This window comes from uncultured Sphingomonas sp., assembly GCF_913062585.1.
Classification (GTDB): domain Bacteria; phylum Pseudomonadota; class Alphaproteobacteria; order Sphingomonadales; family Sphingomonadaceae; genus Sphingomonas.
Window position 1 is genome coordinate 22,720 of record NZ_CAJXWX010000021.1, and the last position, 14,502, is coordinate 37,221.

The 14,502-nt window shown below is 68.3% G+C and carries 10 protein-coding genes; 7 read left to right on the forward strand and 3 right to left on the reverse strand.

The window, feature by feature from the left end; all coding sequences use genetic code 11:
• Window positions 1-133: 133 nt before the first annotated feature.
• Window positions 134-880 (forward strand): AcvB/VirJ family lysyl-phosphatidylglycerol hydrolase, encoded by a 747-nt coding sequence (locus QZ546_RS13505; protein ID WP_294238462.1) that lies wholly within the window; start codon window positions 134-136, stop codon window positions 878-880.
• A 17-nt stretch (window positions 881-897) separates the two neighbouring features.
• On the opposite strand, the gene QZ546_RS13510 is transcribed toward QZ546_RS13505, so the two are convergent.
• Complete coding sequence (locus QZ546_RS13510) at window positions 898-2,571, reverse strand: alkaline phosphatase D family protein (RefSeq protein ID WP_294238465.1); 1,674 nt, start codon at window positions 2,569-2,571, stop codon at window positions 898-900.
• 173 nt (window positions 2,572-2,744) lie between these two features.
• Between QZ546_RS13510 and QZ546_RS13515 the strand changes: the two genes are divergently transcribed.
• Window positions 2,745-5,180 (forward strand): TonB-dependent receptor, encoded by a 2,436-nt coding sequence (locus tag QZ546_RS13515; RefSeq protein ID WP_294238468.1) that lies wholly within the window; start codon window positions 2,745-2,747, stop codon window positions 5,178-5,180.
• 232 nt (window positions 5,181-5,412) lie between these two features.
• Window positions 5,413-6,327 carry a cell wall hydrolase gene (locus QZ546_RS13520; protein ID WP_294238471.1) on the forward strand — a complete coding sequence of 305 codons (915 nt, stop codon included), beginning with the start codon at window positions 5,413-5,415 and terminating at the stop codon, window positions 6,325-6,327.
• A gap of 9 nt (window positions 6,328-6,336) precedes the next feature.
• On the opposite strand, the gene QZ546_RS13525 is transcribed toward QZ546_RS13520, so the two are convergent.
• Both QZ546_RS13525 and QZ546_RS13530 read right to left on the reverse strand, forming a co-directional pair.
• Window positions 6,337-7,032 (reverse strand): HAD family hydrolase, encoded by a 696-nt coding sequence (locus QZ546_RS13525; protein ID WP_294238473.1) that lies wholly within the window; start codon window positions 7,030-7,032, stop codon window positions 6,337-6,339.
• Between the two features lie 68 nt (window positions 7,033-7,100).
• Window positions 7,101-9,686 (reverse strand): PAS domain-containing protein, encoded by a 2,586-nt coding sequence (locus tag QZ546_RS13530; RefSeq protein ID WP_294238475.1) that lies wholly within the window; start codon window positions 9,684-9,686, stop codon window positions 7,101-7,103.
• A 143-nt stretch (window positions 9,687-9,829) separates the two neighbouring features.
• On the opposite strand from QZ546_RS13530, the gene QZ546_RS13535 reads away from it, so the two are divergent.
• From QZ546_RS13535 to QZ546_RS13550, 4 genes are all read left to right on the forward strand, one after another.
• Entirely contained in the window at window positions 9,830-10,309 is a 480-nt protein-coding gene (locus QZ546_RS13535) for a hypothetical protein (protein ID WP_294238478.1), read from the forward strand.
• A gap of 86 nt (window positions 10,310-10,395) precedes the next feature.
• Complete coding sequence (locus tag QZ546_RS13540) at window positions 10,396-12,561, forward strand: TonB-dependent receptor (RefSeq protein WP_294238481.1); 2,166 nt, start codon at window positions 10,396-10,398, stop codon at window positions 12,559-12,561.
• Window positions 12,562-12,569: 8 nt separating this feature from the next.
• Window positions 12,570-13,961, forward strand: coding sequence for a PepSY domain-containing protein (locus QZ546_RS13545; protein ID WP_294238483.1), 1,392 nt, complete (start codon window positions 12,570-12,572; stop codon window positions 13,959-13,961).
• A gap of 40 nt (window positions 13,962-14,001) precedes the next feature.
• Window positions 14,002-14,502: a TspO/MBR family protein gene (locus tag QZ546_RS13550; protein WP_294238486.1), complete on the forward strand. Its 501-nt coding sequence runs from the start codon at window positions 14,002-14,004 to the stop codon at window positions 14,500-14,502.

Consider the following 14,502-nt stretch of genomic DNA (forward strand, 5'->3'; position numbering starts at 1 on the left):
GCCTTTATCGTCCTGCCGATGGCAGATCACGGACATAGAGGGGGTGATCGCAACATTACAGTTTTTTCATGAACGCCCACCGTTCTTTGCGACGTCGCGTGACAAGCCCGCAAAGTCGGCGTTAGGACAGGGCATGGCCGAACGTCTTGCCCGTCTGCGCCGACACTGGCGCCTTTTACTGGGGGCAGTCGTCGCGCTGCTTGTCGCAGCTTTCGCTATCCTGCTCTATTCGGGTAGTTATTTCGACAAGGACCCGTTTACCCGCTTCCCCGCCCAGGGCCGGACCAAGCCGGTCCTGGCTCTGTCGCTGTCGGGGGACATGGGGCTGCGTTACGGCATGGGCGGGGTGATCGCGCGGGCGTTGAGCGCCAACGGCATCGCCGTGCTGGGTGTCAATTCGCCGGTCCTGTTCCGCCAGAAGCGTACGCGGGCGCAGGTCGACGCGCTGATCGCGGACCTGGTGCGCCGCGCGGTCCGCGAAGCGGGCGACAGGACATTGGTGCTGATCGGCCAGTCTTACGGCGCCGACATGCTCCAGACCGGGCTGTCGACCCTCCCCGCCGATCTGCGTGCGCACGTCGCGTCGATCATCCTGGTCGTGCCGGGCGAGACGGCCTTTTTCCGCTCCGATCCCTCGGGCCTGGCCTATATGGGCCGCCCGGACAGCATCGCGCTGACCACCGCACGGCGGATCGACTGGGCGCCGCTGACCTGTATCTATGGCGTGCGCGAGCCGGATAGCCTGTGCCCGCTGCTGAAGCAGCCGAACGTCCGTGTCCAGGCGATGCCGGGCGGCCATTACATGAACCATGACGACGCTGCGCTGGTCGCCCATGTCCTGGCCGCCGTTCGTCACGTCCCCTCCCCCGCCGCGCGATAGCGGGAGAGGCAGAGCGCTCAGGCGGTAACGGGCTCTATCGGGGCCGCCGCACCGCCCGCGCTGGTCCGCCAGATGGCCGCGCAGCCCGAGGCATAGGGCTTGGCCATCACCGTCGAGACCGTCATGTAGCGCGCCGTCGCACGGTCGCGGGTCAGCGTCAGGTGCAGCCAGCCCTTGGCATCCTGATCGCAGAAGCGGACGACCTTGGGATTGGCGGCGGCGATCTCTCGGCCGATACCGGGCATCAGATCGCCCCAGGACGGGCTGGTGATCGACGTCCCCGCAAACTCCGCCGCGACCAGATGGCCGTTCGCGTCGTACAAATCGTTGGCCCAGGCCGCGTGGCTGTCGCCCGACACCACGACCGGACGGCTGCCCGCGCGCCGGAACGCGGCATAGAGCCGTTCGCGCGCCGCCGGATACCCGTCCCAGCTGTCGAAATTGAGCGGCAGGCCTGCGCGGTACGAGGCCTGTGCCTCGCCCAAATGGGTCCGCTCCGCCTCCGACAGACGGGCGGTCAGCTTGGCATAGCCCTCCGGCCCCATCTGCTTTTCCAGGTCGGGACCGTCGATCCGCGCCATGACGACCTGGTTGCCGATCACCTGCCACGGCGTGCCCGCCTTGACCGAGCGGGTCAGCGTCCGTTCGATCCAGTCGAGCTGCCCCGCCCCCAGCAACTCGCGATCGGGTCGCGCGCGTTCGGCCATCATCGCGGCATATTCGTCGGGCTCGGGCGCATCGCCCTTCGCCCGGACCTGCTTGGAGCGGGCGAGGAGGCGCGTCTCCACCATCACCAGGGTCGCCAGGTCGCCGAACTCGAAGCTGCGATTGATCGCTTCCCAGGGCTTGCCGGGCAGCGGGTCGCGGATCGGCATCCATTCGAAATAGGCCTGCATCGCCGCGGCCTTGCGCTTGCCCCAATCGCCCTCGGTCTTGGGATCATGGTTTTCCGCGCCGCCGATCCAGTCGTCATTGGCGACCTCGTGATCGTCCCACACGCAGATGAAGGCGGCGCAGGCATGCGCGGCCTGCATATCGGGATCGCGCTTCACCTGGGCATGGCGCTGGCGATAATCGGCGAGCGTCACGATCTCATGCGCGGGTTCGGGCAGGCGGCCCAGCTTGTGGCCGCTCTCCGTCCCGTAACCGTCCGCGCCATATTCATAGATATAGTCGCCCAGGTGCAGCACGGCATCGAGCCGTTCGGCATGGGCGATCGCGTCATAGGCATTGAAGAGGCCGCCCGGATAGAGCTGGCACGAGACGACCGCCAGCGCGACCTCGGCGACCGCGCCGCGCGGCAGGGTGCAGAACCGCCCCTCGGCCGAACGCTGTCCGTCCGCCGCCTCGAACCAGTAACGATAGTCGCGGCCTGGTTGCAGGCCGGTCACCTCGACCTTGGCGGTGAAGTCGCGCGCCGCGCGGGCCAGGACACGGCCGGTGCGCAGGCCGACCGCATCTCGCCCGTCCATCGCCGCGACATGCCAGGTCAGCGCGACGTCGCCCGCCTGGTCGGCGGCCGGGGTCGCGCGGGTCCACAGGATCGCGCCGACCGGCGAAGGATCGCCGCTCGCCACGCCATGATCGAAGCGAACCGCAGGGGTTGCCGCCTCCGCCATGCCCGTCGGCAGAGCCAGCGTCGCGCCGCTTCCCATCAGGGCGATCGCCCGGCGTCGGTTCATCATCGTCATCTTGCAGGTCCTTTCGGGCTCCCGGCTAGGCTCCGCACACGACACGCCGATGGCGGAGGTGTGACGGTTCGGCGACACCCGCCACGCTGTCCGGAAAATACCATGCCGCGGATACCAACTGGTAAGGCATTCCCCTTAAGCGGCACGGAAAAGGGGATAATCCCGGGGGATATATGACGAGTTCGATGATAGGGCGCGCGACGCTGGTGACCTTGCTGGCGGGTCTGTCGCAGGGCGCGATGACCCAGGCCGCGACGGCGCAGGCGATGATCCAGCCACGGGGCGACACGACCAGCACCAACGACAACCCGGACGTCATCGTCACCGCGCAGAAGCGCGAACAGCGGATCGAGGACGTGCCGCTGACCGTCAGCAGCGTGTCCGGCGCGCGCATGGCCGATCTGGGCGTCAATTCGCTGTCCGAGGTGGCGCAATATATCCCCGGGCTGCAGATCCAGGAGCAGAGCGCCAACAGTCCCGGCTTCGTGATCCGGGGCATCACCTCGGACTCCGGCTCGGCGCAGCAGGGCGCGCGCGTCACCGTCTATTACAACGGCATCGACATCAGCCGGAAGCAGGGCGCGTATCAGGACCTGTACGATATCGAGCGGATCGAGGTGGTGAAGGGCCCGCAGGCGACGCTGTTCGGCACGGCCGCCGCGGTGGGTGCGATCAGCATCATCTCGGCGCGGCCCCATGCCGGGACCGAGGGCGGCGTCCTGGCTTCTTACGGCAATTTCGACCGGACCCAGGTGTCGGGCTATCTGAACGCGGGCAGCGACACGCTCGCCGGGCGCATCGCCTTCGCCTATAAATATCGCGACGGCTATGTCCGCAACATCGCGGGCGATCCGAACGTGCCGAACCAGAATCAGGGTCGCGTCGACCAGGACGATCTGAACGGCCAGGACCAGCGCGGCGTTCGCGGCTCGCTGCGCTGGACGCCCGGTTCGTCGGTGACCGCCGACCTGATCCTGACCTATGACGGACAGCGCAATCCCGGTACCGCCTTCAAGAGCCGCGTCTTCGCTCCCACCGGCGGGCAGACCGGCGACTATGGCGCTGCCGAGCTGTCGGGCTCGCCCTATTCCGCACAGGTACTGGGCGCTCGCAAGCTGGGGCTGACCCGCAACGTCTATGACGCGAACCTGACGATCGCGGTCGATGTCGCGCCGGGGATCAGCTTCACCACCGTCAACGGCTATCGCCGGTTCGATGCGCGCGAGATTTTCGACGCGGATGGCGGCCCGGCCTGGTATCTGGAATTCGGCGAGGATGCCAAGGGCGACCAGTGGAGCCATGAGGGCCGCTTCGCCTTTGACGGGGCACATTATCGCGCCGCGTTCGGCTGGAACGCCTTTTTCGAGAATGGCGAGCAGCGCGTGCCCTTCTCGACCGAGGAAGGCACCTATCTGGCGTGCTCGGTCGCGCCCGATTTCGCGCCGATCCGCCAGATCCTGAACGGTGCGGGGATTCCGACCGGCACCGCCTGCGTCGCCGCAAACGGGACCATCCCGGCGACCCGCGCCACCGCGATCCTGTCGCGCGGTGCCGCGACCGTGCTGCCCTATAGCGCCAGCTTCGCCAATGACGGCCGGAACGACAGCTATTCGGTCTTCGCCGATGCGACCTGGATCCCGATCCCCGCGCTGGAACTGACCGCGGGCGCGCGCGTGCTGATCGAGGATCGCGTCTCGCGCTACAGCTCGGTCATGCCGGACAGCCGGTTGCTGGCGGGCGCGGGCATCTTCACCAGCCTGCTCGCCGCCGCCAATACCAAGGGGCAGATGTTCGAGGCGGAGCGCAGCTATGCCGCCATCCTGCCGCGCTTCAATGCGCTCTATCGCCTGAGCGGCGAGGTGAACCTCTATGCGACGGTCAGCAAGGGCCGCCGCTCGCCGGTCGTGCAGCTCGACGCGCAGCGTATCGTGCCGCTGTCGGTCGCGAATTCGGGCGCCATTCCCCGGCTTCAGATCATACCCGAAGAGGATGTCTGGAATTACGAGGGCGGCATCAAGGGACGGGTCGGTCCGTTCACCGGCGCCGCCTCGGTCTTCTATCAGCGCTATCGCGGTTTTCAGGTCTCGACCTATGAAAACGGGCTGGCGGTCACGCGCAGTGCGGGGTCGGCCAATAATATCGGCGTCGAGTTGGAGGGCAGCCTGGCCGTCCATCGCTGGCTGAGCCTGTTCGGCACCTTCGCCTATCTCGATGGCGGGATCGCCGACGATCCGGCGAACGGCGTGTTCGCGGGCAACCGCTTCCGCCTGCAACCCGATACCACCGCCTCGGGCGGCGCGACGCTGCGCGTGCCGGTAGGGTCGTCCGCGACCTTCTATGCGACGCCCAGCGCCAATTACCGCTCGAAGGTGTATTTCGAGCTGCCCAACAGCGAGGCGATCTCGCAGGGTGGCTATATGCTGGTCAACCTGCGCGCGGGCCTGGCGTTCGGCGATCAGGGCCGGTTCCATGTCGGGGGCTTCGCCCGCAACCTGACCGGCAAGCGTTATCTGATCGATGCAGGCAATACCGGCGCCACCTTCGGCACGCCGACCTATATCGCGGGCGAGCCGCGCTTCTACGGCGTGGAACTGGGCGCACGGTTCTGATCGTCCCCGGTTCCTCCCCTGCAAGGGGAGGAACCGCCGCGAAGCGGTCGTGGAAGGGTGTCCCCCTACCGAGAGCGCGACACCCCTCCGTCAGGCCTTCGGCCTGCCACCTCCCCTTGCAGGGGAGGAATTGCAGCCTCCCTCAATGGCATGGTTGGCCAGACTTAACCCCTTCCTAACCCCCTTCTCCGTACAAAGCCCGCATGGGGCCACGGGTTGGAAAGCGGATAACGTGTTGCGCTGGTTGATGTTGGTGGCGACGCTGGCGATCGCGACCTCGTGCACGCCCGCCCGGCATCGCGCCGCGCATCTGACGCTGGACGTGCCGCCGCCGACCGCGCGGACGCTGTTGCGGCAACTGGCGCTCGACGTCCCGGACGAAGATCTGCCCGACACGCCGGATGCCAGCACGCCGATCGAGATGGCCGCAGCCCCCGCCTTCAGCGGCATCGCCCGCACCGCGACCGATGCACAGCGCGCCGCCGAGTGCCTGACCGCCGCCATCTATTACGAGGCCCGCTCCGAACCGATCGACGGCCAGCGCGCGGTGGCGCAGGTCGTGCTGAACCGCGTCCGCGACCGCGCCTTTCCGAAAAGCATCTGCGGCGTGGTCTATCAGGGTTCCGGGCGGCAGACGGGATGCCAGTTCAGCTTCACCTGCGACGGGTCCATGCTCCACCCGCGCGAGCCCGCCGCCTGGGCCCGTGCCGCCGCCGTCGCGCAGGGCGCGCTGGCCGGGCTGGTCTATGCCCCCGTGGGGGCCGCGACCTTCTACCACGCCAATTACGTCCTGCCTTGGTGGGCGAGCAGCCTGAACCGGATCGGCGCGGTCGGCAGCCACATCTTCTACCGCTGGAGGGGCGCGCTGGAACGCGACCTGTCCTTCCGCCAGACCTATGCCGGGGTCGAGCCTGCCATCCCGGTACGTGCGCCGCTTCTGACCCCCGCCGTCACCGCGCTGGCCGAGACGGTGCACGGCGTCGTCATCCATCGCGGCGAGCGGCAGAGCGAAGACCCTGCCCCCCTAGCCGCCGTCAGCGCGCCCGTCGCGACAGCGGGCGTCCGCATCCACCGCAACGGCGTTCCGCATGACGGCGCCGATGTGGCGAAGGGCGTGATCGTCGGCGAAGAAAGCGATCCGGGCTGACCGAGGGGTTTAGCCGATCGCGTCGATCCAGTCGGGAAGAGCGCCCAGCCGCTCCAGCTGGCGGAAGCGCGGATGGTCGACCGGCGTTTCGCCCGCCTCATGGCTCCAGGCGAGCGGCTGCGGGATGAACGCCGCCCAGGCCCCCGCCTTCAGCGCGGGCAGCACGTCGGAGCGCATCGAATCCCCCGCCATCACCGCCCGCTCGGGCGAAACACCGTGGCGCGCGAAAATCTGGCGAAAGGTGTCGGGCGTCTTGTCGCTCACGATCGCGACATCGGCGAAATGCGCGCCCAGGCCGGACGCCGCGAGCTTGGCCTCCTGATGCAACAGGTCGCCCTTCGTCACCAGGACCAGGCGCCCGCGCGTCTTCAGCGCCTCGATCGTCTCGCCGATGCCGTCGAGCAGCTCGACCGGGTGCGCCAGCAACTGCCGCCCCGCGTCCAGCACCCGCGCGATCAGGTCGGTGGGCAGCGTGTCCCCGGCCAGCTCCACCGCCGTCTCGATCATCGACAGGGTGAAGCCCTTCGCGCCATAGCCGTAGAGCCGCAGGTTGCGCGCCTCGCACGCCTCCAGCGTGGCGCGGGCCATCCGCGCCTCGGCAAAGGGGGCGAGCAGGCCGACCAGCGCTTCCTCCGTCGCGGCGAAATGGCGCATATTGTGCCAGAGCGTGTCGTCCGCATCCAGGCAGATCAGCTCGATGGTCATGCATGGTCTCCCTCAGCTCGCGGGACCTGAGATCATAACGGGGCATGGATGCGCAAGCCCCGATCGGATCAGGCGAGGGGTTCGTAGCGCCGCGCGCCCGCGCCCATCGCCGCCTGGATTCCCGTGACCAGCGCATCCACCGTGAAGGGCTTGGTCAGCAACTGCATCCCCGGCGACAGATGCCCGCTGTTCAGCACCGCGCTTTCCGCATAGCCCGTGATGAACATGACGTTCAATCCGGGGCGCAATTCGCGCGCCGCCTCGGCCAGCTGGCGCCCGTTCATGCCGCCGGGCAGGCCGACATCGGTGACCAGCAGGTCGATCCGCTGGTCCGAACGAAGCAGGGCCAGCCCGGCGGCGCTATCGGCCGCCTCGACCACCCGGTATCCCATGTCGCGCAGCACGTCGGCGATCAGCAGGCGGACGGTCGCTTCGTCATCGACGACCAACACCGTCTCGCCCGAACCCGACGCCCCCTCGGGCAGGGTCGAGCGATCGTCCGGTTGCGCGTCCGCCGGGCCATGGTGGCGCGGCAGATAGAGATAGACGGTCGTGCCTTCGCCCGGCGTCGACTGGATACGCACCTGCCCGCCCGACTGTTTGGCAAAGCCGTAGATCATGCTGAGCCCCAGCCCCGTCCCCTGCCCCAGCGGCTTGGTGGTGAAGAAGGGGTCGAACGCCTTTTCGATCACATCGGGCGTCATGCCGGTGCCGGTGTCGGTCACGCACAGCACCAGATATTCGCCGTCCGGAATGTCGGCGAAGCGCGCATTGTCCTCGTCGAGGCGCCGGTTGCTCATCTCGATCGTGATCCGCCCGCCATCGGGCATCGCGTCGCGGGCGTTGATGCACAGGTTCAACAGCGCGTTTTCCAGCTGCGGCGCGTCGACCAGGATGGTCCATGGATCGTCCGCCCCGCGCGTCTCCAGCGTGATGGCGGGTCCTACCGTGCGCTGGATCAAATCGGTCATGCCGCTGACCAGCGCGGCGATGTCGGTCGGCCGGGGCGCCAGCGTCTGCCGCCGGGAAAAGGCGAGCAGCCGGTGGGTCAGCGCCGCCGCGCGCCGCGTCGCCCCCTGCGCCGCATCCATATAGCGGTCGACATCCGCCGCCCGCCCCTGTGCCAGCCGCAGCGCCATCAGCTCCAGCGAGCCCGAAATCCCGGCGAGCAGATTGTTGAAGTCATGCGCCAGGCCGCCGGTCAGCTGGCCCACCGCCTCCATCTTCTGGCTCTGACGAAGCGCCTCCTCGGCGCGCATCAGCTCGGCGGTGCGGTCCGCCACCCGCTGTTCCAGCTGCTCGGTCAGCGCACGCAGCTCGGCGATCGCGGTATCGCGCTCGGCCTCCAGCGCGCGGCGCCCTCCGACGTCGATCAGCACGCCCGGAAAGTGCAAGGGGGTGCCGTCAGGCGCGTGATCGACCCGGCCGATGGCCTCTACCCAGTGATAGCGCCCGTCATGTCGGCGCACGCGATACTGGTGCGTATAGGCACCGCCCCGCGCAATGGCCTCGCGGACCGCCTCCGACAATCCAGGGCGGTCATCGCGATGCACCCTGTCCGCCACGTCCAACACGTTCAGCCCGTCCTGAGCGAGCCGCGGATCGAGCCCGAAATGGCGCGCGAACGGCTCGTCCACCGTGAAATGGTCGGTCGGCAGGTCCCAGAACCAGGTGCCGATGATCGCGCCGGCCTCCAACGCCAGCTGGGCGCGTTCGCCGTTCAGCCGCGCCCGCGCCTCGCTCTCGCGCAGTTGCTGCTCGATCCGGATACGGTCGGTAATGTCGAAGCTAACCCCGGGGAAGCGGACGCAGCGGCCGCTCTCGTCGATCATGCAGCGCCCGCGCGCCGACACCCAGTGGACGCGGCCATCGGCCTGGACCAATCGGTATTCTGAGACGAACCGCTCCGCCCCGCCGCCCTTTTCGGCAGCCGCCATCACCTGTGCGATCTCGCCCTCGACACGGGCGCGGTCCTCGGGGTGGATGCCGTGGAAGAACTCCGCGATCGGCACGCCCGCCTCGGCCGCCTCCGGATCGACGCCGTACATGGCCGCGAACCGGCGATCGGACCGGATCGAGTCGTTCAGCACGTCCCAGTCCCACATGCCGACATGCGCACCGGAATCGAGCGCCAGCTCCAGCCGCTCATCGGCTTCACGCTGGCGTCGCTCGGCCAGCACCCGCGCGGTCGTCTCTCCGGTGATGCACAACATGCCCGCAATGGCACCCTGATCGTCGAAGACCGGCGAATAGGAAAAGGTCCAGTAGCTTTCCTCAGGCCGCCCCTCGCGCGCCAGGTCCAGCCGCATGTCCGTCATCTGCGCGACGTGACCCGACAGCGCGCGGTCGACGAGCGGCGAAATCTCGTCCCAGATGCTGCCCCACAGGATGCGAAACGGCGTGCCCATCGCGGTTTCGGCGCGATAGCCCAGGATCGGGCGATAGGCGTCGTTGTAGAAGGAGATCAGGTCCGGTCCCCAGACCATATACATCGGCACCGGACAGGCGAGCATCGTCGCCAACTGGCATTTCAGCGCGGCCGGCCAAGTCTGCGGACAGCCCAGGCTCGTCCGTGTCCAGTCGCAGGCGGCGATCTCGTCGACGACCTGTCCCGACACACCATCGAGAAATGCGAAAGCGGAGGATAGAGCCATGATCATCTTTTGCAGCAGAGTGTGCCCATGCGCCAGCGGCGGTTAACGCGCTGTTTCAGGACGCGAGATGCCGGGTTTTCAACCGATTGTCATTGCGATGGCGCAAGCATCGCAAAAAAGCGACCCTGGGCCGATCTGTCCGAGTGACAGGGGTCGCCCCCGCCCCTACCCCGCTATGCGTGACGGCGATCCGCACCCTGTTCGCGCAACGCCATCTAACCGTGCTGATCTGCGCGGCGGCGTTGCTCCTGAAGCTGATCGTGCCCGCCGGGTTCATGGTCGGCCAGGTCGATGGTCATACCGCGATCATCCTGTGCCCGGGCAGCGGGCCGGTGCCGCCGGCGCTGGTCGCGCCCCATGAAGCGATGGCGATGCCGGGGCATGCGGCCATGCATCATGGCATGGGCGATCATCCGGACCATTCCGACGACACGCATGGGCGCGACCTGCCCTGCGCCTTTGCCGGGCTCGCGGCCCCCGGCCTGGCCGCGGTCGATCCGATCCAGCTCGCCCTGCTCCTCGTCTTCATCCTGGCATTGGGCGTCGCACGGGCGACGCCGCCCCCGCCATGCGCCGCGCCTTATCTGCGACCGCCGCTTCGCGGACCTCCATCGCTTTCCTGACCGATCCTCATCCGGCGTCGCCGATGGTGACGCCCCCATGATCCTTGCCCCCGCATCGCTGCGGGGGTCGGTCGAAAGCCTATTCCATGTTCCTTTTCATGCCACCGGATGCGATCGCCTCCGGCCCACAGGCCACGTCGCCGCTGGTCGTCGTGACCGGCGAGCGTCCCCGCGACACGCTAGACGAACCGACCCTGACGGCGAGCCGCCTGGACCTGTCGATCCGCGAAACCCCGGCCACGGTCGAGGTGTTGAGCCAGGACGAACTCCAGCGACGCGGCGTCCGTACCGCGCGCGAGGCGTTCGACCAGATCGTCGGTGCGATCTCCGGCAACGTACCGGGCAATCCCGCCACCGTGTCGATGCGCGGCTTTGCGGGCAACACCGTGTCGATCCTGCAGGACGGCGTACGCATCGCCGCCTCCACCATCACCCAGCGCGACACCGATATGTGGCATTATGACCGGATCGAGGTGCTGAAGGGCCCCGCCTCCGTCCTCTATGGCGAGGGCGCGCTGGCCGGGGCCATCAACAAGGTCACGCGCAAGCCTGTCCTGAGCGAATGGACGATGGACCTGCTGCTGTCGGGCGGCAGTTTCGATACGGTCTTTGCGGGCGCGGGCGTCAACCTGCCCGTCTCGCCCGCCGTCGCGGTGCGCGCCGATGCGAGCTATCAGCGCTCGGACAGCCTGTATGACGTCGACCATAATGCGACCGTCTCCACCGGGCTGACCGCCAGCGCGCTCTACAAGCCCAACGACCGGCTGTCGGTGCTGATCGCGGTCGATCATTTCGAGGATCGCTACGACGCCAGCTATCAGGGCCTGGCGCTGATCCCGGCCCGCTATGCGCTGGACCCCAGCGATGCGGTCACGACGACGAACGGCCTGGTCGCCGACCGGGCGCTGCGGCGGCGCAACTATAATCCGCTGGGCGCATGGTCGGGCGCGGACGAGACGACAATCCGCTCGCGCACCGACTGGGTGATGGGCGATGGCTGGACGCTGGCGGTCGATCTGACCGGCTATACCGCCAAGCGCGCCTTTCTGCTCGCCGACACGCAGAGCTTCGTCGCGCCCAGCCCGGCCTTTCCGAACGGTGCGATCCGGCAAAGCTATCAGGATTTTCGCCACGACCACCATTTCTGGAACGCCCGCGCGGCGGTGGGACGCGACGGGACGATCCTGGGCCTGCGGCATCGCTTCACCCTGGGGGGCGAGTATAACGATACCGACTTCACCAGCCTGCGCCGGCAGGCCCCGCCCGGCAGCCTGCCCGATGTCGATGTCCGCGCCCCGGCACCGATCGCCGCGCCGACTTCGCCCGCGATCTTCACCAGCGGCAACGTCACCTTCGTGTCCAAACTGAAGCAGGCATCGGCCTTTGCCGAGGAGGCAGTCAATCTGACGCCGCGCTGGCTGGTCGTCGGCGGGGTCCGCTGGGACCATATCGCGCTCGACCGGATGACGATCCAGAATGTCGGGGGCGCCATCGATCGCAACACCCCCCGTTTCGATCCCGTGTCGTGGCGGGCGGGGACGTCCTGGGCGGCGACGCCGGGCCTGACTTTCTATGCGCAATATACCACCGCCGTCTCGCCGGTGTCCTCGATCCTGCTCGCCTCGATCACGAACAGCCGCTTCCGCCTGACCCATGGCCGCTCGGTCGAGGCGGGGTTCAAGGCCAGTGGCTGGGCGGGCAAGGCCAGTCTGACCGGCGCGGTCTATCGCATCGAACAGTCCGACATCCTGACCCGCGATCCCACTAACCCCAGCTTAAGCGTCCAGGGCGGCCGCCAATCCTCGCGCGGGGTCGAGCTGTCGGGCGCGATCACGCCGGTGCCGCCGCTGAAGCTGAGCGCCGGCGCGTCCTATACCGATGCCCGTTACGACGCCCTGTCCGAACTGGTCGGCGGGGTGCGGGTGGACCGCAGCGGCAACCGGCCGATCAACGTACCCGCCACCACGCTGTTCGCCTCGGCCTTCTACACCATCGCCCGGTCGGTGACGCTGGGTGGCCTGATGCACCAAGCGGGCGGCTTCTATACCGACACCGCGAACAGCATCCATGTCGCCGGGCATATGCTGTTCGACGCCAGCCTGTCGGTGCCGGTCGCCCAGCGCGTGACGCTGACGCTGCGCGGACGCAACCTGACCGACCGCTTCTATGGCGAATTTTCGGGCTATCCGACCACCAACATCTATATCGGCGCCCCGCGATCCTTCGACATCGCGCTGGCCGCCCGGCTGTGAGCATCGCCATGACCAAGCACTCCCCCCGCATGGCGTTCCATCGGACCATCTGGCGCTGGCATTTCTGGGCCGGGCTGCTGGTCGCGCCGATCGTACTGATGCTCAGCCTGACCGGCGGCATCTATCTGTTCGACCGGGAACTGAACGACGCGCTGTATCCGCAGCTTCGCCTCGTGCCCCAGCACCGCAACGTGGTGCCGATGTCCCGGATGATCGACGCGGCACTGGCGGCCTATCCGGGCGCGGCGTCGCGGGTCGACATGCCCGATGCCGATACCCGTTCGGCCGTGATCTTCGTGCAGCCCGCGTCCGGGCCGCCGCGCCGCGTCGCGGTCGATCCGGGCAGCGGGCGGGTGCTGGGCAGCGTCGTCTATGACCGCACGCTCGTCGGCTGGGCGGATGCGATGCACCGGTCGATGCTGATGGGCGTGTTCGGCGAGCGGCTGGTCGAACTGGCGGTCTGCTGGGCGCTGGTGCTGCTCGTCACCGGCCTGATCTTGTGGTGGCCGCGCGGGGGCTTTCGCGCGGGCGGCACGCTCTGGCCCCGGCTGTCAGGACGCGGGCGACGGTTCTGGCGCGATCTTCATGGGCCGGTCGGGCTGTGGAGCGTCGTGCTGATCGGCTTTCTGATCGTCACCGGCCTGCCCTGGGCAGGGATCAGCGGGCCCCTACTCCACCGGGTCAGCGCCACGCTGGGGGTAGGCTATCCACCCTCCTTCCGCCAGTACAACATCCCCCACAGCACGCCCATGAAGACGGCATTGGGCGACACGCCCTGGACGCTGGAGGATGCCCCGATGCCGCATTCGTCGATGCCGAACGACCATGCCGGTCACGGCCCCGAAAGCCCCGGCGCCACCCGCGATCCCGCCGTCATTCGCGGCACCGACCGGGTCACGACCCTGCTCGACCGACGGGGCTGGCGCGGCGGATACCGGCTGTTCCTGCCCAATGGGCCGCGCGGCGTCTATACGGTGTTCACCTATCCCGATCGGCCTTGGGGGCAGAAGACGCTCTATGTCGACCGCTACAGCTTCCGCGCCATCGGGCCGGAGGTCCGCTATGCCGATTATGGCGTGGTCGGCCGCGCGGTGGAGTCCGGCGTGCAGCTTCACATGGGCCATTATTTCGGCCGGGCGAACCAGCTGGTGATGCTGATCCCCTGTCTGGCGATCTGGGTACTGACGATCAGCGGAGTCGCGATGTGGTGGAAGCGCCGCCCGGCGGGACGGATCGGCGCACCGCCGCCCCTGTCCGGTGCACGGGTCGGCGGGCTGGTTACCGCGCTGATCCTGGCGGGCATCGTCCTGCCGCTGTTCGGCGCGTCGCTGCTGGCCATCGGGCTGCTCGACCGGCTCTGCGTCTGGGGCCGCCGCCAGCTGGCCGTTGAACATGGATGACCGGCAGTCGTTGTCCCGCCGAACGGAAAGGATGACGGTCATGAAGGACAAGGGACTTTCGCCGCTGATGGCGGGCGGCATCGCGGCGGGCGTGCTGGGGCTGAGTGCGTTGGTCGGACGGCGCAACGCCCCCGATGCCGCGCACCCGCGGATCCGGCGCTGGTATCGACGGCTCGACAAGCCGGGCTTTACCCCGCCCGATGCGGTGTTCGGCGCGGTCTGGCCGGTGCTGGAGACGCTGGCGGCGGTGGGCGGCTATCGCCTGTTGCTACGCCCACCCTCGCCCGCCCGCAACGCGTCGGTCGCTTTGTGGCTGGGCAACGCCGCGATGATCGGCGGCTGGACTGAGCTGTTCTTCCGCGAGCGTCGTACCGGCGCCAGCACGGCGGCGGCGGGTGCGATGGCGCTGGGCACGACGGCGCTGGCCGCCACCGCCTGGAAGGTCGATCGCCCGGCTTCGGTCAGCGTGATGCCGCTGGCGGCATGGCTGGGCTTTGCGACCGTGCTGGCCGGGGCGGTGTGGCGTCGCAATGACGAGTGA

Bases quoted from the DNA above. Each gene is read 5' to 3' on its own strand.
- QZ546_RS13505 (WP_294238462.1), top strand. From the start codon at position 134: ATGGCCGAACGTCTTGCCCGTCTGCGCCGACACTGGCGCCTTTTACTG.
- QZ546_RS13510 (WP_294238465.1), bottom strand. From the start codon at position 2,571: ATGACGATGATGAACCGACGCCGGGCGATCGCCCTGATGGGAAGCGGC.
- QZ546_RS13515 (WP_294238468.1), top strand. From the start codon at position 2,745: ATGACGAGTTCGATGATAGGGCGCGCGACGCTGGTGACCTTGCTGGCG.
- QZ546_RS13525 (WP_294238473.1), bottom strand. From the start codon at position 7,032: ATGACCATCGAGCTGATCTGCCTGGATGCGGACGACACGCTCTGGCAC.
- QZ546_RS13530 (WP_294238475.1), bottom strand. From the start codon at position 9,686: ATGGCTCTATCCTCCGCTTTCGCATTTCTCGATGGTGTGTCGGGACAG.
- QZ546_RS13540 (WP_294238481.1), top strand. From the start codon at position 10,396: ATGTTCCTTTTCATGCCACCGGATGCGATCGCCTCCGGCCCACAGGCC.
- QZ546_RS13545 (WP_294238483.1), top strand. From the start codon at position 12,570: ATGACCAAGCACTCCCCCCGCATGGCGTTCCATCGGACCATCTGGCGC.
- QZ546_RS13550 (WP_294238486.1), top strand. From the start codon at position 14,002: ATGAAGGACAAGGGACTTTCGCCGCTGATGGCGGGCGGCATCGCGGCG.